We start from the raw sequence: 19,685 nt of genomic DNA, 5'->3' as shown, positions 1-19,685 counted from the left end.
GCGAAGGCACTGGCCGGCCGCGCTTACGCCAGCCGCGCCCAATCCGCTGCCTCGATCACATAAGGCGTGAACAGAAAATCGCGGATGCCCGTGATCTCATCGCCGCGCCAATCGACCAGGACGAAATGGGCCGGCTGTTCCGATGGTTCGAGCTTATTGAACACCAGCATGGCCGGACGGCCCTCGATGGCGCCATAGGCGAAGCGCCATTTGGTTTCCTCGGCATAGCGGGTGAAATAGGCTTTGATCTTCTCGCGTCCTTCGAGCCTGAGCCGGTTCACCAGATCGAGCTTGACGTCCTCGGCGAGCATGGCGCGGATGGCGTCGAAATCCCCCGTCTGGAAAAGCTGCACATAGCTGCGCATCTTCTGGCGTTGCACATCGGACATCAGCGGCAGGGTGGCGTCGTTGGGCATGGATGCCAATGTTCTGAGCGCAGCCCGGCCGCGCTGTAGTGCCGACTTGGCTGCCGCAGGCGTGCAATCGGCGATCCCAGCGATTTCCTCGACGGAATGGCCGAGGACGTCCTTGAGGATGACGGCGCATCGCTGCAGTTCCGGCAATTGCAGAAAGGTCTGGAAGCCGATGGCCAGAATGTCGGCCTCCGGCGCGGGCGCGCCCTCGATGTCGTCGGTCAGGGGAACCACGACATGCCGCGTCCGGCGGCGCAGCAGGTCGAGACAGGTATTGTGGGCGATCTTGAGCAGCCAGACTTCGAGATTGTCGATCTCCGCCCCCTGCGCCCGGGCGCGGAGCGCCTTGAGGAGCGTGTCCTGCACAGCGTCCTCGCCATCGACGGCCGAGCCGGTGATCCGGGCACAATAGCGGTGCAGGCGTGGCCGGAGTTCTTGCAGTCGTTTGCCGAAATCGTCGTCATTCATCCGTCGAGCCCTACGTCTCCAGTCGTCAGTTCAAAAAGCATCTCCGGCTCAAACGACATGGCCGCAGATTCTATCTCTTTGTTTTATGCAATTCTCGCAAGAATGCCGCGCGCAGGCTTGCGAGAATTGCTCCAAGTGAAGCCCGAATGCCAGGACCGATCGGCGACGATGTCTGCGACCTCGCTGAGCCCTGCGAATCGAAGCTGGCTATCGCCGGTTCCTCAGGGGCGGTGGTCGAGCACGACATCGCCCAAAGTCGATTCAAGGCTCGCCAGGTCGCGGATTTTCGGGAAATAGGCGATCATCCTCGGGTCGCTGCGCATGGCCTGCACCGCTTCGGGCGTCTCCCATTCGGAATAGATCGTCACACTGGCGCCGTCGCGGCTGGCGATCAGCCGGGTCGACTTCCAGCCGTCGAGGGTGGCGATCACAGTCTCGGTATTGTCTCTGAGCGTCGCGACCAACTCCTGCTGCCTGCTGGGGTCGACCTTGAGCATGTTGATGAGAATGACGGATTCCTGGGCCATGGACGTATCTCCTGTTGTGGACGGGAGAAAGACGATGTGGTGAACACAAACGGATCGCGAGTGGAGAAATTTTTTGCAGCAGGCTGGCGACGGGCGTCAATCCCGCCATTTTGAGCGATGAAAGCGGTGTTGTGACCGCCCGTCTGAGCCAAAAATGCCGGCTTGTGGACCCGATTCCAGGGATAGGAGCTATCTCGGCTCAACTGGCAGTGTTATATTAGCAATGCTACAAACCGGAGGAGCGGGGCAATGGCGACGTGGACGGTTGCGGACACCTCGGACGACAAGTTCGACATCGAGAACTTCTTCTCCCAAAACGGTCTGCTGCTGAAGAACGACGTCGGTTTCGACATCGTCTACTACCGGGCTAGCGATGACCAGCCCACCTATTTTGTCATCCACGCATACAGCAATCCAAGCCCTGCGCATTATTGGATCAGCATGGATTTCCAGACCCATATCGACTCGGGCAAACAAGACCAGGCGGTTTTGAGCGATGTTTTCGTATCCGCCAGCCAGTTCGATGAACTCACATCTCTTCATACGGGCGCGGATGTCGCCAGCGTCCTGTTTTCGGGCGACGATACGCTGACCGGTTCATTGCATGACGATGTCCAGCGCGGCTATGCCGGCAAGGATTTGCTTGACGGCGGTCTCGGCGCTGACGCGATGTATGGCGGCACCGGCAATGACACCTATGTCGTCGATTCCACCGGCGACACGGTCACGGAGCTCAAGGGCGGCGGCAAGGATACCGTCAATTCCTATGTCAGCAACACGCTGGAAGACTTCGTCGAAAACCTGACGCTGCTCGATCCCGCCAGTCCGGTCGGCAAAGCCGCCGTCTTGAAAGGCACCGGCAACAGCCTCGACAATGTCATCGAGGGCAACACGGGCAATAATGTCCTTTCCGGCCTCGATGGCGCCGATACGCTCGATGGCGGCAAGGGCAACGACAAGCTGATCGGCGGGCAGGGGGCGGATACCTTCGTCTTCGCCAAGGGTGACGGCCAGGACACGATCACCGATTTCCAGGCCGCAGGCACTGGTCACGACAAGATCGATCTCTCTGGCTTTCCGGCGATCACCGACTTCCAGGATTTGAAACAGCACGATCTGGAGGATCACGGCAAGGATGTGTGGATCAACGTCGGCAAGGATGTGCTGGTGATCAGGAATGCCGACATCCACGATCTATCCAAGGCGGATTTCCATTTCTGACGGGCAGTCCGCCCGGGCCTGTCAAAGTGTTCGACACCGTTTCATTTGTTTCATTCATGGTCCGGCTCGCGACATCGGCGTGAAATCACGGGACGTTATTTCATTTGATCAGATGAGGACGCATGCGGCACCGATCCGCTTGCCTCCGTTGAACGCGGCCAATGAACCGGGAGAGCCAGAATGCCGACATGCAGTCAATGTGAACTCGACAGGCCAGAGGCCGAGGTCAAGCTCGGGATCTGCGATCCATGCTTCACCTTCGGTCCGCCCAAGACGGTGATCGATCCCGGCCCGTCACCGCATGAGCACGCGCTGCAGCAGCGCCTGCACGACCTGATCCTGACGACCTCGGGCGATGTGCCTGGGCGGGAGATCGGCACGGTGATTTCAATCGTCGCGACCGAAGCGGCGATCGGCATGAATGTGCTGCGCGACATCGCCAACAACCGGCGCGACATCGTAGTCGGCCGCGCCGCGGCGTCGCAGACGTCGCTGCGCGAGGCGAGGCTCGCCTGCCTCAACGATCTGCAGCGCGAGGCCGCGATGGTTGGAGCCGATGCGGTGATCGCCGTCGATCTCGACTATAACGAAATTTCCACCCCTGGCAGCGGCGGCGGCATCCTGTTCGTCGCGGCGAGCGGCACGGCGGTGACGTTGAAGCCCGCTGCTTGAGCGCGGGGTGATCGGGGTTTTGGCATGCCCTCGTTGTGAGGCAAGTCTACGCAGCCTTCCTGTCGGCCGAGACCCATCTGCCCTTGCCTTCGGCCTTGGCGCGATAGCAGGCCTGGTCGGCCGAGGACATGAGTTTTGTGGCCGACGCGGCATCGCCTGAGACGGTTTTGATGCCAATGCTGGCGCCCACCCGGTATTCTCGCCCGTCAAAGATGAAGGGCAGCGATGCGATTGCCTGGGTGAGGCGGTCGCAGATCGCATGTGCCGTGGGAATATCAATATCGGTCAATATCAAGCCGAATTCGTCGCCGCCGAGGCGTGCCACGATGTCGTCGGCGCGGACTGAGCGTTGCAGGCAGGCGGCGATCTCCTTGAGAACCTCGTCTCCCGCCGCGTGCCCGGCTCCGTCGTTGACGGCCTTGAATCCATCGAGATCGAGCAGTGCCAGCATATGCAGGCGCCGCCCTCCGTGCGCGGCGCGGATGGCCGACTGGAATGCCTCGTCGAAAGCCTGCCTGTTGGGCAGGCCGGTCAGCGCATCATGCGTCGCGGCATGATGCAGCCGCGCCTTGAGTTCATGCTCCTCTGTCGTGTCGCGGAAGACGATGACAAGGCCGGCATTCCGGCTGTCGGCGACGAAAGGCGAGATCGAGCAATGCGCGCGCCGTTGTGCGCCGTCGCGCCTGCGGATCACGGTGTCGTCGGCGACCTTGAGCGGCATCCCGAGAGATAGTGCCTGGATGACCAGCCGGCCGCAGATCGGCTGATCCGCACCGGAGCGCAGGTCTAGAACCTGACCAACCGACCGCCCAATGGCGTCTTCCGGCGTCCAGCCGGTGATTTCGGCCGCCGCCGCGTTGAAATCGGTGATGATTCCGGTGGAGTCGACGCAGGCTAGCCCTTCGGCGATTGACCGGAAGGTTACAAGCAGACGCTCCTTTTCCTGCGCAAGGGCGAGTTCGACCTCCTTGAGCGCCGAAATATCGGTATCGGTGCCAAGGATGCGCGCCACGCTGCCGTCGGCCCGCCATTCGACCGGCCTGCCGCGGCTGAGGATCCAGACCCAATGGTTGTCCCGGTGCCGTTCGCGGTATTCAAAGGAGTTTATCGCCAGCTTGCCGTCGTTCTGTCGCGTGATGGCGTCGAGGATGCGCGGACGGTCCTCTGGATGCAACCTGTCGAGCCAGGGACCGGCAAGCGCATCCACGTCTTCGTCAGGGCCGTAGCCCCGGATCTGCTTCCATCTCGGCGAGAAATAAGCCGTGCCGGCCACGAAGTCGTGATCCCAGATGCCCTGACCCGCGGCATCGAGGGCCCAGTGCAGCCTGCGCCCCTGCTTCATCCATTCCTCGTCGCCCCAAGGTTCGGGGGCGGTATCTGACATGGCGCGGGTTTCCTCTCGCCGGAATATTCGCCGTATTTCGGAGAGGAGAATAGACGCGAAGGGTGAGTGTCGGGTTAACGAAGAATAACAAACCAGGGACGACGGAGAGTTTCGTGGGCCGATCACGGATACCAGGGGCTTCAAAACGTCTCCCCCAACACTTTTCAGAGGCCACGATATTTGCCGCGACTTTCCTTCAGATGGATTGTCCACGCAACGCGCCATGACCCAAAGGCAATCAATGTCCCCTGCGCCGACATGCCAATGTGCAATCAGACGTCACCTGAACAGCGCGGCCAGATAATAAACAAATGCGGAGATGATCGCCGCCGAGGGCAATGTAACGACCCAGGCAATGACGATGTTGCTTGCCAGGCCCCATCTCACGGCGGAGACCCTTCGGGCGGCGCCGACGCCGACGATGGCACCGGTAATCGTGTGCGTGGTCGACACGGGAATGCCCAGCCAGGTGGCGGCGAACAGTGTCAGGGCGCCGCCCGTCTCGGCACAGAAGCCTTGCATTGGATTGAGCCGGGTGATTTTCGATCCCATCGTGTGCACGATGCGCCAGCCGCCAAACAGGGTGCCGAGCGCCATCGCCGTCTGGCAGGAGATCACCACCCAGAGCGGAACATAGAAGCTGCCGCCGAGATAGCCTTGCGAGAACAACAGCACCGCTATGATTCCCATCGTTTTCTGCGCGTCATTGCCGCCATGTCCGAGGGAGTAGAGCGACGCAGAAACGAATTGCAGGATGCGGAACGTGCTGTCGACCGCAAATGGCGTCTGGCGCACGAAAATCCAGGATACGGAGAGGATCAGGAAGAGTGCCAGGACAAAGCCGATGGCAGGCGACAGGAAGATAGCCGCCACGGTCTTGGTAAGGCCGGAAAACACGATGGCGCTGCCGCCGGTCTTGGCGAGTCCCGCACCGACCAATCCGCCGACGAGCGCATGGGATGAACTGGAGGGGATGCCGAATATCCAGGTGACGATGTTCCACACGATCGCTCCCGACAGGGCCGCGAAGACCACCTGTGGTGATACGATCGCCGGGTCGATGATCCCGGTGCCCAGTGTCTGGGCAACATGCAGGCCGAAGAACAGGAAGGCGATGAAGTTGAAGAAAGCCGCCCATAGGACCGCGTATTGCGGCTTCAATACCCTGGTCGAGACGATCGTGGCAATCGAATTGGCTGCATCGTGCAGGCCGTTGAGAAAGTCGAAGAACAGTGCCACAGCGATCAGGCCGGCCAGCAGCGGAAAGGCGAGGGTGGCATCCATCAGACGTTCTCGATGACGATGCCGTTGATCTCGTTGGCGACATCTTCGAACCGGTCCACAACCTTCTCGAGCTCGCCATAGATCTCGCTGCCGATGATATAGGCCATGGCATTGCCGGCGCCGTGTGTGCGGAAAAGGTTTTTCAGTCCTTCTTCGTAAAGCTCGTCGGAGCGGCCTTCGACGCGCGTCATCTCTTCCGTCAGCGCGCTGATCCGGGTGGAATTCGTCCCCATCTGTGGCAGCAGCGGCACTGTCGCGGCGTTAAGGCGCGCCGCCTCCGCGATCAGCCGGCCCATCTCCTGCATGCCTGGCTCGAACGTGTGCTGTTCGAAGCGGCGAATTGTCTTCACCGTCTTGTTGAGCATGTCGACGGCATCGTCCATGGACTGAATGAGGTCCTTGATGTCGCCTCGGTCGAAAGGGGTGATGAAGCTGCGGCGCACCGCGAGCAAGACTTCGCGGGTGATCTCGTCCGCCTCGTTCTCCAATTCGACGATCCGCCGGCAATGGTCTTCGATCGCTCCTTCGCCGGTCAGCAGTGCCTGCATTTCGTTTGCGGCATCCACGGCCGTTTTCGAATGCCGCTCGAAGAGATCGAAGAACTTGTCTTCACGCGGCAGGAGTTTTCTGAACCAACTGAGCATGTTGCTATCCGGTAATGACTGTCACAAAACTGTCATAAATGAAAATTCCGGAGCTGTAAAAGCTTGATCTGCATGGCCTATCTTGATTTTGTGGGAAAGGGAAACAGGGAATAAGCTCACTCAGGAAAACAGTGGCAAAAAGCAAAACGCATCTTGCACGGCTGGCCAGGCACGCGACGGCGCTATTCAATGCGCCGTGGCTGGAGCAGTATGCTGCCATCTGCTATCGCGCCGATCAGGAAAGCAACAGGCATCTGGCTTTGATGATCACGGCTCGCGGTTCCGGACGCTGGGTTATTCCGAAAGGTGGCCTGATGAAGGACAAAGATCCGCGGCAGGTCGCCGCGCGCGAGGCGTTCGAGGAAGCCGGCATTAAAGGGAAGGTCAGCAAAGAGGCGATCGGCAGCTACAGCTGTATGAAGCGCCTTGATGATGGCACGAATGCGCCATGCATCGTCGAAGTCTTCGCTCTTGAAGTCGACGTCATCGCCGAGACTTTCAAGGAGCATGGCCAGAGGCAGGTCCTTTGGGTGCCGTTGGCGGAGGCTGGTCGACTTGTCGAGGAGCCGGAGCTGCGTGGATTGTTTGTCAAGCTCGATATGCTGCTGCGGGCGAAATTCGGACTATGAGGCTCATGCGGGGATCTCGGCTCCTGCATTGACAGCTATCAGGTCGGCAAAGGATTTTCCTTGCGCCGATCCTGGGGGCACCCAAGGCCTGGCGGCTGCATGGGGCAAACCCTCCCGCCCCGGTCCCGGATCCGTGGCGATGCGGAACGAATATCGCACGTCTGCGTTCCCTATCGCCAGAACCGCCTCAATACCACCAGCGGCTCTCCGTCAACCCCGCAGCCGGAGTGATCGTCGATGTTGTCCGAGTCAGAGGTGTCCGCCCCTTCAACGCCCGAGATTCCGACGGGATCAAGCCGATTGCAGAAATATGTCGGCTGCATTCTTTTCCTGATGGTGATCTACGGTCTTTACCTCGGCCGGGAATTCCTGACGCCGATCGTGCTTGCGTTTCTGCTGGCGCTGACCTTGACGCCGGTGGTGCGGTTCCTAGCCAGATGGTCCGTGCCGTCAGGGCTTTCGGCGACGCTGTTGATCATCCTCACGACGGTGACGATCTCGGTTCTGGCCTATGCCACAAGCGGACCGATTGCGACACTTGTCGCCGATGCGCCTGCCATCGGCGACAAGCTGCAAGCCAAGGTCCACTCGGTGAAGGTCACGGTCGATAAGGCATTGAAGGCCACGGCCCAGATCGACTCTGCGACGGAGGTCGTCTCCGATAACAATGTGCAGAAGGTCGTCATGGCGCAGCCGGGCATTCTGTCACGCGCTGCCGGCAACGCGCTTTCCTTGGGGACGACGCTGGCAATCACCTTCGTCTTGTCGCTGTTTCTGCTCGCGTCGGGCACGATGTTCTATGAAAAGATTGTCCAAAGCGTTCCGAGATTGAGCGACAAGAAGCGGATTTTGCGGGTCGTCTATAGCGTCGAGCGCGAAATCTCGCGTTATCTGTTCACGATCAGCCTCATCAATGCCGGACTGGGGGCCATGATCGGAATAGGCCTGTGGCTGATCGGCATTCCCGACGCCCTCGTTCTCGGCATGGCTGCGGCAATCTTCAATTTCCTGCCCTTCATCGGGGCGCTCATGACGATCGTGCTTGTCGGCGTGATCTCGCTTGCCACCTTCGACGGGATCGCCTTTGGCCTTGTCGCGCCCGCCTTCGTCCTCTGTTGCGACATTATCGAAGGCCAGTTCGTTACGCCGCTCCTGCTCGGCAGGAGGCTTGAACTGAACACGGTCGCGGTGTTCATCTCGATCTCCTTCTGGTCATGGATCTGGGGCTTCATCGGTGCATTGCTGGCTGTGCCGATCCTCGTCGTCATCAAGGTGATTTGCGATCACTTCGAGTCGCTAAAGCCGTTTGGCAATTTCCTCTCCGCACAGCAGGTGAAGTCCGACGAATAAGGGCAGACACCGTTGAAGGCAGAGGTCTTGGCTCGAAGGCGGACATCGGGCCACCGATATAACGTTCCTTAAATTCTTGCTGCTATGCCTGCGTTGCGGAAACGAAGGCCGGGACGCACTATGACCGTTCAGACATTTGGCAAGGCATCGCCCGAGGCCCTTTATCGGGAGGCAAACCGGCTTGCGGCACTCGAACAACTCGACATGTTGGACACGCCGCGGGACCCTGGCTTCGACCGGCTGGTGCAGCTGATCAAGGAAATATTCCGCGTCGATATCGCCATCATCTCGCTGATCGACGCGCATCGGCAATGGTACAAATCCTGTTCCGGCATGCCTGTGAACGAGGTGGCAAGAGAGGAGACGTTCTGCCAGCATGTCGTGCTTTCCGAGCAGGCGATTGTGGTGCCGGATGCGACCAAGGACCCCTTGTTCGCCCAAAACCCGTCCGTTGTCGGCGACGATCATATCAGGTTCTATGCCGGTGTGCCGCTTAAGACAGCTGAGGGGCATGTTATCGGGACAGTCTGTGCCATCGACCGCAGGCCGGGCTCCTTCAGCAGGCGCGACCTCGCGATTCTGGAGGGCATAGCGGCCATCGCCATGGACCGGATCGAGCTGTTGAAATCAGCGTCGACCGACGGGCTGACCGGTCTTCTCAATCGTCGCGCATTCAAGGACGAGGCGAGCCAGGCGATCTCATCGGCAATTCGACATCGCCAGGATCTCGCCTGCATCATTTTCGATGTCGATCACTTCAAGCGTGTAAACGACACGTATGGCCATGCGGCCGGCGATGAGGTGCTCAGGGCTGTTGCCGAAGCGTGCAGAGCTGTCTTGCGTGCCGAAGATCGGCTTGGCAGGATCGGCGGCGAGGAGTTTGCGATCATACTTCCCCAAACCGGCCGCGAGGCTGCTGGTGTCGTCGCAGAGAAGGTGCGCACCGCGATCGCCGCGCAAACTGTTGCCTGGAATGGGGGATCGATTGGTGTGACCGCAAGCTTGGGTTTGACCTCACTTTCGATTGTCGCCAAGGACATCGACACGCTGCTGGCGCAGGCCGATGTGGCGCTTTATCGCGCCAAGAGCAGTGGACGTAACCGCTGCATTGATTGGGGCGCAGGGACGGACGAGGCGATGGCGAGCGGTCGGCGGCGGGTGCTGAAAGCCGGCAATATTATCTTCAACGATCGCCGTTCGACGGTTGATTGTACCGTAAAGACCTTCGGCACGGGTGGCGCCGGCTTGCGCGTGATGAATTCCGTCGGCATTCCGCCTGAATTCCTGCTGGCGATCAAGGGCGAGGGATTTGAGACCGAGTGCCGGGTCGTCATGCAGGACGGCCAGAATATCGAGGTTGCCTTTAGATAAGTTCGGGCGGCGATTTACCGCTCGCTGTCATCAGGGCTTCACCTAGGACGAAGCTTGATCGAGCCGGCAATTTCCTCCACGCACAACAGATAAAATCTGAGAAGTAAGGGACGGCGGCGGCAAGGGCCATCAGTGTTCTTAAAAACTGTTATAGGAAAAAGCGCGCGGTGGATGCTCTCTGACCCCGAGTGCGTAATCCAGTTGCGCACGCATCCACAAGACACCGTTCTCATAATCGTCATGGGACATTTGCTCAAGACGGCCACCGCCGCGTGTCACCTGCCCGGGCAGCGCCTGCTACGGCAATGGTCCCGAGCAGGGTACCAAACACACCGACCGCTATCACAATCCATCTTGTCATCATACCGCCCACGTTCAGCTACCAGTATCGTTTGGGCGGGGAATGGCCGCATCCGATCAACCCATTCAGTCTCAAGCCTGCACAGTTCACGCACAGGTTTTAGTGGCGAGTTTTCGGCGACTTTGCATGAATCTTTCTGGTTGAGTTCGGGCTTTGACATTTTCGGCGCGCGGTTTGACTGCAGAAGGTGGTAGTGTTTCTGCCTCACCGACATAGGCCGCAAAGCTCCCGGCGCTATGAAAGCGCACTGTTGGGTAAACCGGGAATATCCTCCGGCAGGCCGAAATCTGCGCGCAGCACATGTGGCAACTCCTCCTCACGCAATTCGCGCTGGATTGTTTCTCCACCAGCATAGCGAATTGTGTATTGCCGTTCGTAAAGTCCATACCGTGCCTCATCCGTGCATCGGGCGGCTGCAAGCGCGGTGCGGAATGGCGAGCCGGGATGCGTAGACGTATACCAGTTGGCAGTCTCAAGGTCGGCGTCTTCGACCTGGCCCGGGGCCAGTTCGTAAGCCGGCGTCCAGGCGCCATCTCTGAAGACGTTGAGTAGCAGCCCCTCCTTGCCCTGACCAAATCTGTAGCTGTCGTGCCGGCTCTGCTGTGGCTCTTCGCTGGCAAGGAGCAGCGGCGCGTCGGGAACCGTGCCGCCAAAGCCCACGTCGACCAGCCATTCCTCATCGTCCAGACGCACAATCAGCGCCAGGTGACTCCGCGCCGGAGGCGGCGCCTCTGCCGGGCGGTGCCAGAGAACGCGGGCCAGCACCCGCCTGACGTCAAATCCGACTACGCCGAGCACATGTTCGAAAAGGCTGTTCTGCTCGAAGCAATAGCCGCCGCGACGGCGCGTCACCAATTTGTCGATAATGGCGGGCAGCGCCAGATCTATGGGCCGACCGGCCAGGACGTCGAGCGCTTCGAAGGGGATGGCAGCGAGATGCAGTCGCTGCAGTGCCGCAAGCGTTGCAAAATCGGCATGCGCAGTGCCTTGAAACCCTATCCTGTCGAAATAAGCATCCAGCATCTGTTCGACCTCGCCTGGATTGATCCTGTGTTGCAGAATACACGGTGAAGAGCGCTTCGGGAGTATCCGACGACTGCCCTCATCCCGGCGTTGATATCTGGCGTGGTGGGCCACAGCACTTATGCGCGGAAGGAAAGGCCATTGCAGAGTCACAGCTTGATTGCCTTTTCCTTATGCCTTAGATCAGTCGCGATTGCGACGGTCGCCAACGCCGCCGTTCTGCCGCGAGAGCATTGCCTCGTCCTGCCGCACTGAAACCGGACCATCTCAAGGACAGATCGCAATGGAAAATACGTCGGCAATCATTTCAACACTCTCGGCCTCGTTTCTGGGATCCTTCGTAGAAGTGGTGGAGGCGTTCACCATCGTCCTGGCGGTTGGGGTCACCCGCAGCTGGGGACCTGCGCTCAAAGGGGCGGCACTGGCTCTCGCGCTCCTGGCGGCACTCGTCCTGGTGTTTGGGCCGTTGATCGCATTGATCCCCCTGCAACTGATGCAATTCGTCATCGGCTTGCTGCTCATCCTGTTCGGCATGCGCTGGCTGCGCAAGGCCATCTTGCGATCCGCAGGCTTCATCGCCCTGCATGACGAAGAGGTTGCGTTCGCCAAAGAAGTGGACGCGCTCAAACGCCAGGCGGCCGACCGGCGCGCGGATTACCTCGCGGGCCTCGCGGCGTTCAAGGCGGTGTTGTTGGAGGGTGTCGAGGTCGTGTTCATCGTCGTTGCGGTCGGTACCGCGCATGGCATGACCGAACTCGCCGGCATCGGAGCGCTGGCGGCCGTGATCGCTGTGTTGGCGGTGGGGGCATTGGTGCACAAGCCGCTGACGAAGGTCCCCGAAAACATTCTCAAATTCGCCGTCGGACTGATGCTGACCAGCTTCGGCATCTTCTGGACCGGGGAGGGGTTGGGAGTGGATTGGCCGGGGGCTGACGCGGCGCTGCTCGGCATCTTTGTGGTGTTCCTCGTCTTCTCCATGATTGCCGTGCGCGTCATGCGGCATCTCAAGCTGGGAATGGAAGGTATTGCGCGATGAGCCTCATCCACTCGATCCTCAGGGAAATCCTCAGCCTGTTCGTCGATGACGGAAGCCTGGCGCTCCAGGCTCTCGGCTTGGTGCTCGCAGTCGCGGTTCTGGTGAAGGCGATTGCCGTCGCCCCCCTCGTCGGGGGCTGCTTGCTGATCATCGGATGTCTGGTGATCCTGGCCTTCAGCCTGAGACGGAAACTACGCCGATAGCGGCGTTTCGGAACGCGCCTTTCGTTCCGTCAAGCGACGCGCTCTAGAACCCCCTTCCTCGAAATGCTTCCATGCGAAGGGTCTCCAGCATGATTTTGAAATCCAGCCAGAAAGACAGGTTGGAAACATAGTAAGCGTCGCATTCGAAGCGCATGATCGCCGCGTCGCGATCGACCGTAGGTCCGCGAAGTCCCTTCATCTGCGCCATTCCGGTAATTCCAGGCTTTACCAGATGCCGCATGTGATAATCGGGCACCAATTCCTCATAAGGCACGCCGGCGGCCAACATGCCGATTGCGTGGCAACGCGGCCCGACAAGCGACATGTCACCCCGCAACACGTTTACGAGTTGCGGCAATTCATCAAGGTTTGTCGAGCGCAATATGCTCCCCAGCCGCGTTACTCTGGGATCGTGTTCGACTGTCTGGCAGACGCCGGAAAAGTCGCAGAGTTCGATGCGCATCGTCCTGAACTTCAACACCTCGATGATGGTGCAGCTCTGGCCCCATCTCTTTTGTCGAAATACCGCCGGACCCGGGCTGTCAATTTTGATCAAAGCCACAATTGCAAGCATTAGCGGTGAAAGCAACAGTAGTGCAATGCCTGAAAGTGCAATATCAACCAGACGTTTGAGCGTGAATGTCAGCCTGGACGCCCGCAAGGAAGATTGTCTGGATGGGAACTGCAATGTGAGTTTAGAATGACTGTCCTGCTTTACGGACCTGGCGTTTGCAACTTGCATGGCAACTCCTCCCACCAAATACGCAAGTTAACGCTTTATTAGTAGTAGTGTAGATACACCGTTGTCAGTTAATTGTCACTTACGAAATTAAAGGCAGCGCCGTTTTTCCCTTCTCTGAGGCCAGGAACTGACTTTTAGCAAAATAAAGCTGGGGCCTGTGCATTGAAGAAAAAGTATAGTCTGCTTTATAAGATGTGGGAATGCCAGAAACGCGCTCCATCGTAAGCTGTAGTTCATTTTCCGACACTAAATTCTGCTCCGGCCTGGCAGCCGTTACATACTCGCTGCGGTTCGGTCGGCCAGGTTTCGGTTGCTCATCGGCTTTTCTTTTGACGCCTGTCGTCTTGCACATCGACAAGTATTTTCGCGCGACGGCGTATTTCGTTGGCAATGCGAACGGGATCAGAGGCTTCAAGACCACAACGCGATGACGCCGAGGCGAAAACTCCTCCTTGCCGCGCGATGAATTGCAGAGCCTCGCGGACTGAAACCAGTTTCATTTCGGGACACGCATTTTGTTCCATTATCGGCAACCTCATCATTGCCCGCAACCTTGGTGCGTTGCCCTCCATCGCTGCCACCCCGCCATCCAATTCGGCGATGGTGCGGACGAGGCTTAGCCCGAAGCCGCTGCCGGTTGTGCTATGGATCTTGTCGAGGCGATAAAGCCGGCGGAAGACTTCTTCTCGTTCAGCTGGCGGAATACCCAGACCATGGTTCCAGGATCCATGAGAGATCGAGCTGTCGGGACCTGGTCTTGCGGGCACCGATCCGACGTCATGCGGATATTCCCGTTCGATCCCGATCGGGAACTCGCCCGGGTCCATGATCCGCCGACGCACCAATCACTGACATTCCTGACGCCTGGATCCGACAGGTTCAGCTTCCTCGGACGGTCGAATTGTGGGTGCGACAAAATGACCGATGCCTGCTCGTGAAGGCTGTGCTACACTTTTTTGATCGTTGCAGGCATGCCTCTCGGGGGAAGCTAAGCACAGTGCGCCGCGACAAGCAACGATGGTACGGTCCATCCTGTTCGACCGGGACGTTTCCGTCCTAGCAGTTATCCCCCGACTGATTGCATTCCGATTCAATGCCGACAGATCTCAATTCGTTTGCGGGCCGCCGATATGTGCGCCCGCTCAACTGCCATTGGGGGGAGCCATGCCAAGATTTGTTCCGATCTCCGGTTCGCACCGCAAGCTGCCGGCCAATTCACGTCCCGCGGGCTCCGCGGATCTTTCCCAGCCGACCAATGTGACAATCCGGCTGAAATCCAAAGGCGATCTCGCCGCCCTCGAGAAAAAGGTCGAGGAACTGTCGAATACGCCCCTGGCCGACCGCAAATATCTCACGCATGCGGATCTGGACCATCTCTATGGTGCCGCCTCCTCCGACCTCGACAAGGTGGAGGCCTATGCCCAGGAACATGACCTGGCCGTCGTTCACCGCAGTTCGCTGGAGCGCACCGTGACGCTACGCGGGCGGCTCGGTGATGTCCTGTCCGCATTTCCGGCCGATGTGCGCATGTACCATTCCCCGATGGGAACCTATCGCGGGCGGACTGGTCATGTATCGTTGCCGCAGGAGTTGAGCGACATCGTCACAGGTGTCTTCGGTCTCGACACCCGGCCGAAGAACCGCGCGCCCTTTCGCGCCCGTGCCCTGGCGCATGCTCAACAGCAGGCCGGGCCTGGTAACGGGCAGGGGGTTGCCGCGACAGACTTCGCGGTGCGTTACAACTTTCCTGCCAAACAGGGCGGCAAGACACTCGATGGCAGCGGCCAGACGGTTGCGATCATCGAATTGGGCGGCGGCTACCGCAATGCAGATCTTGCTAAATTCTTCAAGGAAATCAAAGTGCCGATTCCCTCGGTTGCCGCAGTCGGCGTCGACCACAGCCGCAATGCGCCTTCGAACCCGGATTCGGCCGACGGCGAGGTGATGCTTGATATCGAGGTGGCCGGGGCAGTCACGCCTAAAGCCAGGTTCGTCGTCTATTTCGGGCCGAACGAGGGCGACAAGGGCTTCCTCGACACGATAAGCGCCGCCGTGCATGACCAGCAGCGCAAGCCGAGCGTGATTTCGATCAGCTGGGGTTCGTCGGAAGCACTCAACGACCAGCAGGGGATCGACGCCTATCATCAGCTATTCACCACTGCGGCAGCGCTCGGTATCACGATCTGCGTGGCCTCCGGCGATCATGGCACTGCCAACGAGACCGCCGACGAGTGGGATGGCAATATCCATGTCGATCATCCGTCTTGCGATCCGCTGGTGCTGTCCTGCGGCGGCACCCAGATTGAAGGCGGCGATGACGTCGTCTGGAACGACGGCACTCGCCTTGCGGATGGGGGCTGGGCTGGCGGTGGTGGGGTGAGCATCGTGTTCGATCTGCCTGACTACCAGAAGAACGCGGGTGTGCCCAAGTCGCTGGCCGGCGGCAAGCCCGGCCGCGGCGTGCCCGACATTGCGATGAGCGCAACCGACTATTTTACCAGGGTCGATACGTTCGAGGGACCATCCGGCGGCACCAGCGCGGTAGCGCCGCTAATGGCAGCGCTTGTGGCAAAACTCAACCAGGCCAAGGGCAATCGCGTCGGCTTCCTCAATCCATTCCTCTACAAGAATCCCGGTCTGTTCAAGGACGTCGTGAAAGGAAACAATGGCCTCGGTGGCAAACCACAGGGTTATGCCGCAGGTCCGGGCTGGGACGCGGCATCGGGATTGGGCACGCCGGACGGCCAGGCAATCCTCGCGAAGCTTTGAGCGGGCAAGGAAGCTTTGCCTTTATTCTATCGAGGGCAGCCTTACCACCGCCCGCAGCCCCGGCGCGTTGTCCTCCATCGTGGCGACCCCGCCATGCAATTCGGCGATGGCGCGGACGAGGCTTAGGCCGAGGCCGCTGCCGTTCGTCGTGCGGCTCTTGTCGAGGCGATAGAGCCGGCGGAAGACTTTTTCGTGTTCGTTTGCCGGAATGCCCGGGCCATCGTCGCTGACCGCAACCACGGCGGTGCGGCCTTCGAGCGCGAGGCTGATGTCTATTTTCGTGTCCCGGGGGCAATGCCGGATGGCATTTTCCACGAGGTTGACGAACATCTGTGTGAGCAGTTCTCTATCGCCATGGACGGGGCAGTCCCGGTCGGGTTCGATGCAGGCGGTCAGGACGTGGCCGTTGTCCTCGGCAACGTCGACGTAGATTTCTGCGACCGAGAGCAGGATGTCGGCGAGATCGAGTCTGCGAAAGCGGGTTTTGCGGGCGCCGGCCTCGATCTGCGAGATCCTGAGCAGCGCCTCGAAGGTGGCGTTGATCCGATCTGCTTCGTCAAGTGCCTCCCGGAGGGAAGAGTTGGCCTTTTGACCGCGTTCCTCGCTGGCGACGGCGCTCTCGATCTGCATCCTCAGGCGGTTGAGCGGAGTTTTCAACTCGTGGGCAATGTCGGCGCTGACCTGGCGCATCGTCTCGACCAGGACTGAAAGCCGTTCGAGCGCCTGGTTGATCTGCTGCGAAACGGTGTCGATATCGTCGCCATTGCCACGCAGCGGCACGCGCACGTCGAGCGTGCCATGCGACACGGCATTCATGGCGCTGGCGATGCCATCGAGTCTTTGCTGCGCCTTGGTGGCCAGCACTATGCCGCCGACGATCGCGGCGGCGATGACCAGCACTGTCGCCCAGGCGAAGCTGGCGAAGGCAATATCCTCCAGCCGGTCGGTCTCGTCGAAACTTTGCCCGACGATCAGCCGCTTGTCGCCGATCGGGCCGGCCATGACGCGGAAATCCGTGTCGCCGCCCAGCCCGACGTCTTCCGACGAGATGTCGGATATGCCGTCCGGAAGCTTTCCACCGGCGAAATTGCCGGCGATCTTTTTGCCATGCGCGTCGAGGACAGCGAATATCCGATGGTCGGCCTTGCTGAGGCTGACATAAGCGGTGACGGTGGACATCAGATCTTCGAGGTCGTCGCTGGCATAGGTCGAGGCGACCACGCTGTGGATTTCCTGGAGCGAGTCGTCGAGCTCCTGCTCCAGCCTCTGCTTGAGCAGCAGATAGGTGATGAAGCCGGTGGCGACGAAGGCGATGACGAAGACGAGGCTGAAGGTCATCGCCAGGCGAAACGGGGTGGAGCGCCAGAGGAGCTTAGCGCGGCGCATGCAGGCTGTATCCGGTGTTGCGGATCGTGTGCAGCAGCGGCACGTTGAACGGTTTGTCGATTTTCGCGCGCAGCCGGCTGATATGCGTCTCGACGACGCTGGTCTTGGGGTCGAAATGGAACTCCCAGACCAGTTCGAGCAGCATGGTGCGGGTCAGCACCCGGCCTTCGCTGCGCATCAGCACTTCGAGCAGGGTGAATTCGCGCGGTTGTAACTCGATCACCTGGTCGCCGCGCGTCACCTGCCGCCGGACGAGATCCATTTCCAGGTCGGCGACGCGCAGCACCGTCTTCTGCTCCAGCACCGGCGGGCGGCGGGCAAGCGCATTGACCCGCGCCATCAGTTCGGAAAAGGCAAAGGGCTTGACCAGATAGTCGTCGGCGCCTGCCTCCAGGCCTTCGACGCGGTCATCGACGCCGCCAATCGCGGTGAGGAAGATCGCCGGAATTTTCACCCGCGCCGCGCGCACGGCCTTGATCAGCGACAGGCCGTCGAGGCCAGGCAGCATGCGGTCGACGATGATCACGTCATAGGGCTCGCGCGTCGCCTGGTAGAGGCCGTCGCGGCCGTCGTCCATGACGTCGCAGGCGTGGCCGGCTTCCTCGAAACCGCGCGTGACATAGTCGGCGGTCTTCCGGTCATCCTCGATCAATAGAATGCGCATGCGATCGTCTGTCCTCCAGGGGCAGCCACGTGGGGCGCAGATCAGCCGACAAGGCCACACGAGACGACAACTGTCGCGGGGACCTGTGGAGCAGGGATGTGAGCCGGGCGAATCTGCGCCCCGAAGCGCTGCTAGCGTCAAACCATGACGAAGTCATCTTACTGATTTGTATAGTTTCGGCAAAGTGGCCGTAAACAACGCGCGGCATCTTCCGCCTCGTCGGCGTCACCGGACGTCAAATCAGGGCTGTTGCATGTAGTGCCAAGACCCCTCCTCAACCCCTCCCCACAAGATTCCATGAGGGGCTTCACCTGCCGCACCGCCGAGGCCCCCGATTTGGGCAGGAAGCGTGCCGCAAGTCTTCTCCCCCCTTGTGGGGGAGATGGCCGGCAGGCCAGCGAGGGTTCTTACGTCATATGCGGATAGCTCCGGACACCAACGGAGAAACCAAATGAAAAAATGGCTTTTGCTTGCCGCCCTGGCCGCAATCGCGGCTTTTGCCATGCCCGTCATGGCGGCAAGCAAGCTCGGCGACCTCTCGAAACTCGAGAAGATCGCCCATGACACGCTTGTCCTCGTCGACAAGGGCGATCTCAAGGCTGCCCAGAAGCGCATCACYGATTTCGAAAGTGCATGGGACAAGGCCGAGCCGAAGTTGCGCCCCAAGGACAAGAACGAATGGGGCGTGATCGACGACGCCGCCGACGCTGCGATTGCATCGCTGCGCAACAAGTCACCTGATGCCACCGACGCACAGAAGACAGTGTCGGCGCTGATCGACACGATCAAAAATCCCACCGCCGAATAACCCAATCCTCCCGACAATCACCATTGGAGATAAACATGAAGTCAATCCTTCGCGCCACGATGATCGGCGCCATTGCCATCCTCCTGCCGGCCACAGCCTTTGCCAAGGTGCCCTGCGAGGAAACGTTGAAAGACGTCCGCGCGGCGCGCGCCAGTGCCAAGCTCAGCGACGCCGATGCGGCCAAGGTCGACGACCTGATCAACAGGGGCATCGATCGCTGCAATGCCGATGACGACAACCGCGCCAATGGCTTCTTCAAGGATGCCATGACCGCAATGGGCAAATAGAATCCGGAGCACACGACATGTCGCAACAACATTACTCAGTGGGCGAGCAGCTCAACCGCGTACCACGCGTTACCTGGGACTTCTGGCTGATCAAGCTGATGGCGGTCACCATGGGCGAAACCGCGGCGGACTATCTCGCAGTCAACATGGGCCTCGGTCTTTCCACCACATCGCTGATTATGAGCGCGGTCCTGATTGTTGCGCTTGTCTTGCAATTTGCCCAGAAACGTTATGTTCCCTCGGCCTATTGGCTCGCGGTGGTGCTGATCAGCGTCGTCGGAACGCTTGTCACGGACAATCTCGTCGACAATCTTGGCGTACCGCTTGAGGTCAACACCATCGCTTTCGCGGTCATCCTCGCGCTGACCTTCGCCATATGGTATGCGATGGAAAGAACGCTTTCCATCCACACGATTTACACCACCCGGCGCGAGACCTTTTAT

The 19,685-nt window shown here is 59.9% G+C and carries 21 protein-coding genes; 11 read left to right on the top strand and 10 right to left on the bottom strand.

The annotated features are described in order from the left end of the window. Positions 1-23 precede the first annotated feature (23 nt). Complete coding sequence (locus AC1D06_RS32705; protein WP_477679383.1) at positions 24-881, bottom strand: sigma-70 family RNA polymerase sigma factor; 858 nt, start codon at positions 879-881, stop codon at positions 24-26. A 221-nt stretch (positions 882-1,102) separates the two neighbouring features. Beyond that, complete coding sequence (locus AC1D06_RS32700) at positions 1,103-1,408, bottom strand: antibiotic biosynthesis monooxygenase (RefSeq protein ID WP_477878615.1); 306 nt, start codon at positions 1,406-1,408, stop codon at positions 1,103-1,105. Positions 1,409-1,657: 249 nt separating this feature from the next. Between AC1D06_RS32700 and AC1D06_RS32695 the strand changes: the two genes are divergently transcribed. Together AC1D06_RS32695 and AC1D06_RS32690 are read left to right on the top strand one after the other, a co-directional pair. Beyond that, the gene (locus tag AC1D06_RS32695; protein WP_477990031.1) at positions 1,658-2,629 is read left to right on the top strand and encodes a calcium-binding protein; all 972 of its coding nucleotides are present in this window, start codon (positions 1,658-1,660) and stop codon (positions 2,627-2,629) included. Between the two features lie 180 nt (positions 2,630-2,809). Further along, entirely contained in the window at positions 2,810-3,301 is a 492-nt protein-coding gene (locus tag AC1D06_RS32690; RefSeq protein WP_477878617.1) for a YbjQ family protein, read from the top strand. Positions 3,302-3,347: 46 nt separating this feature from the next. Here AC1D06_RS32690 and AC1D06_RS32685 read toward each other — a convergent pair whose 3' ends face one another. The 3 genes from AC1D06_RS32685 to AC1D06_RS32675 all read right to left on the bottom strand — a co-directional run bounded on the left by AC1D06_RS32685 (position 3,348) and on the right by AC1D06_RS32675 (position 6,613). After that, a complete protein-coding gene (locus tag AC1D06_RS32685; RefSeq protein ID WP_477990030.1) occupies positions 3,348-4,685 on the bottom strand; it encodes a diguanylate cyclase in 1,338 nt (445 codons plus the stop codon). Between the two features lie 279 nt (positions 4,686-4,964). Then, a complete protein-coding gene (locus tag AC1D06_RS32680) occupies positions 4,965-5,969 on the bottom strand; it encodes an inorganic phosphate transporter (RefSeq protein WP_477990029.1) in 1,005 nt (334 codons plus the stop codon). After that, positions 5,969-6,613 (bottom strand): DUF47 domain-containing protein, encoded by a 645-nt coding sequence (locus AC1D06_RS32675; protein ID WP_477990028.1) that lies wholly within the window; start codon positions 6,611-6,613, stop codon positions 5,969-5,971. Before AC1D06_RS32675 ends, AC1D06_RS32680 begins: the two co-directional genes overlap by 1 nt. Positions 6,614-6,744: 131 nt before the next feature. On the opposite strand from AC1D06_RS32675, the gene AC1D06_RS32670 reads away from it, so the two are divergent. The 3 genes from AC1D06_RS32670 to AC1D06_RS32660 all read left to right on the top strand — a co-directional run bounded on the left by AC1D06_RS32670 (position 6,745) and on the right by AC1D06_RS32660 (position 9,963). Then, positions 6,745-7,242: an NUDIX hydrolase gene (locus AC1D06_RS32670; protein WP_477990027.1), complete on the top strand. Its 498-nt coding sequence runs from the start codon at positions 6,745-6,747 to the stop codon at positions 7,240-7,242. 300 nt (positions 7,243-7,542) lie between these two features. Then, positions 7,543-8,592, top strand: coding sequence for an AI-2E family transporter (locus tag AC1D06_RS32665; protein WP_477990026.1), 1,050 nt, complete (start codon positions 7,543-7,545; stop codon positions 8,590-8,592). Positions 8,593-8,712: 120 nt separating this feature from the next. After that, on the top strand, positions 8,713-9,963 hold the full coding sequence (locus AC1D06_RS32660; protein ID WP_477990025.1) for a sensor domain-containing diguanylate cyclase: 1,251 nt from the start codon (positions 8,713-8,715) through the stop codon (positions 9,961-9,963). A 595-nt stretch (positions 9,964-10,558) separates the two neighbouring features. On the opposite strand, the gene AC1D06_RS32655 is transcribed toward AC1D06_RS32660, so the two are convergent. Next, positions 10,559-11,347: an arylamine N-acetyltransferase family protein gene (locus tag AC1D06_RS32655; RefSeq protein ID WP_477990024.1), complete on the bottom strand. Its 789-nt coding sequence runs from the start codon at positions 11,345-11,347 to the stop codon at positions 10,559-10,561. A 283-nt stretch (positions 11,348-11,630) separates the two neighbouring features. On the opposite strand from AC1D06_RS32655, the gene AC1D06_RS32650 reads away from it, so the two are divergent. Further along, positions 11,631-12,383, top strand: coding sequence for a COG4280 domain-containing protein (locus AC1D06_RS32650; protein WP_477878625.1), 753 nt, complete (start codon positions 11,631-11,633; stop codon positions 12,381-12,383). Then, positions 12,380-12,586, top strand: coding sequence for a hypothetical protein (locus AC1D06_RS32645; protein ID WP_477878626.1), 207 nt, complete (start codon positions 12,380-12,382; stop codon positions 12,584-12,586). The genes AC1D06_RS32650 and AC1D06_RS32645 overlap by 4 nt, the downstream gene beginning before the upstream one ends. Positions 12,587-12,629: 43 nt before the next feature. Here AC1D06_RS32645 and AC1D06_RS32640 read toward each other — a convergent pair whose 3' ends face one another. After that, a complete protein-coding gene (locus tag AC1D06_RS32640; protein WP_477990023.1) occupies positions 12,630-13,328 on the bottom strand; it encodes a sugar transferase in 699 nt (232 codons plus the stop codon). A gap of 314 nt (positions 13,329-13,642) precedes the next feature. Further along, a complete protein-coding gene (locus AC1D06_RS32635; RefSeq protein WP_477990038.1) occupies positions 13,643-14,170 on the bottom strand; it encodes an ATP-binding protein in 528 nt (175 codons plus the stop codon). 322 nt (positions 14,171-14,492) lie between these two features. Here AC1D06_RS32635 and AC1D06_RS32630 point away from each other — a divergent pair, with 322 nt between their 5' ends. Beyond that, on the top strand, positions 14,493-16,097 hold the full coding sequence (locus AC1D06_RS32630; protein WP_477878629.1) for a S53 family peptidase: 1,605 nt from the start codon (positions 14,493-14,495) through the stop codon (positions 16,095-16,097). Positions 16,098-16,118: 21 nt separating this feature from the next. Here AC1D06_RS32630 and AC1D06_RS32625 read toward each other — a convergent pair whose 3' ends face one another. After that, positions 16,119-17,483 (bottom strand): sensor histidine kinase, encoded by a 1,365-nt coding sequence (locus AC1D06_RS32625; protein WP_477878630.1) that lies wholly within the window; start codon positions 17,481-17,483, stop codon positions 16,119-16,121. Then, positions 17,470-18,147 carry a response regulator gene (locus AC1D06_RS32620; protein ID WP_477878631.1) on the bottom strand — a complete coding sequence of 226 codons (678 nt, stop codon included), beginning with the start codon at positions 18,145-18,147 and terminating at the stop codon, positions 17,470-17,472. Before AC1D06_RS32620 ends, AC1D06_RS32625 begins: the two co-directional genes overlap by 14 nt. Positions 18,148-18,598: 451 nt before the next feature. On the opposite strand from AC1D06_RS32620, the gene AC1D06_RS32615 reads away from it, so the two are divergent. The 3 genes from AC1D06_RS32615 to AC1D06_RS32605 all read left to right on the top strand — a co-directional run. Then, positions 18,599-18,955 (top strand): hypothetical protein, encoded by a 357-nt coding sequence (locus AC1D06_RS32615; protein WP_477878632.1) that lies wholly within the window; start codon positions 18,599-18,601, stop codon positions 18,953-18,955. A 35-nt stretch (positions 18,956-18,990) separates the two neighbouring features. Next, on the top strand, positions 18,991-19,242 hold the full coding sequence (locus tag AC1D06_RS32610; RefSeq protein WP_477680020.1) for a hypothetical protein: 252 nt from the start codon (positions 18,991-18,993) through the stop codon (positions 19,240-19,242). Between the two features lie 17 nt (positions 19,243-19,259). Next, the coding region (locus AC1D06_RS32605; protein WP_477990022.1) for a COG4705 family protein at positions 19,260-19,685 on the top strand (426 nt) is incomplete at its 3' end.

This window comes from Rhizobium sp. P2_G2 (assembly GCF_056403555.1).
Note: the sequence above shows the minus strand (reverse complement) of the source record. Positions and strands in the feature narration are given on the sequence as shown.

What these genes read in the sequence shown, in the direction of transcription:
- AC1D06_RS32705 (WP_477679383.1), bottom strand. Translation starts at nt 881, where the DNA reads ATGAATGACGACGATTTCGGCAAACGACTGCAAGAACTCCGGCCACGC.
- AC1D06_RS32700 (WP_477878615.1), bottom strand. Translation starts at nt 1,408, where the DNA reads ATGGCCCAGGAATCCGTCATTCTCATCAACATGCTCAAGGTCGACCCC.
- AC1D06_RS32695 (WP_477990031.1), top strand. Translation starts at nt 1,658, where the DNA reads ATGGCGACGTGGACGGTTGCGGACACCTCGGACGACAAGTTCGACATC.
- AC1D06_RS32690 (WP_477878617.1), top strand. Translation starts at nt 2,810, where the DNA reads ATGCCGACATGCAGTCAATGTGAACTCGACAGGCCAGAGGCCGAGGTC.
- AC1D06_RS32685 (WP_477990030.1), bottom strand. Translation starts at nt 4,685, where the DNA reads ATGTCAGATACCGCCCCCGAACCTTGGGGCGACGAGGAATGGATGAAG.
- AC1D06_RS32680 (WP_477990029.1), bottom strand. Translation starts at nt 5,969, where the DNA reads ATGGATGCCACCCTCGCCTTTCCGCTGCTGGCCGGCCTGATCGCTGTG.
- AC1D06_RS32675 (WP_477990028.1), bottom strand. Translation starts at nt 6,613, where the DNA reads ATGCTCAGTTGGTTCAGAAAACTCCTGCCGCGTGAAGACAAGTTCTTC.
- AC1D06_RS32660 (WP_477990025.1), top strand. Translation starts at nt 8,713, where the DNA reads ATGACCGTTCAGACATTTGGCAAGGCATCGCCCGAGGCCCTTTATCGG.
- AC1D06_RS32655 (WP_477990024.1), bottom strand. Translation starts at nt 11,347, where the DNA reads ATGCTGGATGCTTATTTCGACAGGATAGGGTTTCAAGGCACTGCGCAT.
- AC1D06_RS32650 (WP_477878625.1), top strand. Translation starts at nt 11,631, where the DNA reads ATGGAAAATACGTCGGCAATCATTTCAACACTCTCGGCCTCGTTTCTG.
- AC1D06_RS32645 (WP_477878626.1), top strand. Translation starts at nt 12,380, where the DNA reads ATGAGCCTCATCCACTCGATCCTCAGGGAAATCCTCAGCCTGTTCGTC.
- AC1D06_RS32640 (WP_477990023.1), bottom strand. Translation starts at nt 13,328, where the DNA reads ATGCAAGTTGCAAACGCCAGGTCCGTAAAGCAGGACAGTCATTCTAAA.
- AC1D06_RS32630 (WP_477878629.1), top strand. Translation starts at nt 14,493, where the DNA reads ATGCCAAGATTTGTTCCGATCTCCGGTTCGCACCGCAAGCTGCCGGCC.
- AC1D06_RS32625 (WP_477878630.1), bottom strand. Translation starts at nt 17,483, where the DNA reads ATGCGCCGCGCTAAGCTCCTCTGGCGCTCCACCCCGTTTCGCCTGGCG.
- AC1D06_RS32620 (WP_477878631.1), bottom strand. Translation starts at nt 18,147, where the DNA reads ATGCGCATTCTATTGATCGAGGATGACCGGAAGACCGCCGACTATGTC.
- AC1D06_RS32610 (WP_477680020.1), top strand. Translation starts at nt 18,991, where the DNA reads ATGAAGTCAATCCTTCGCGCCACGATGATCGGCGCCATTGCCATCCTC.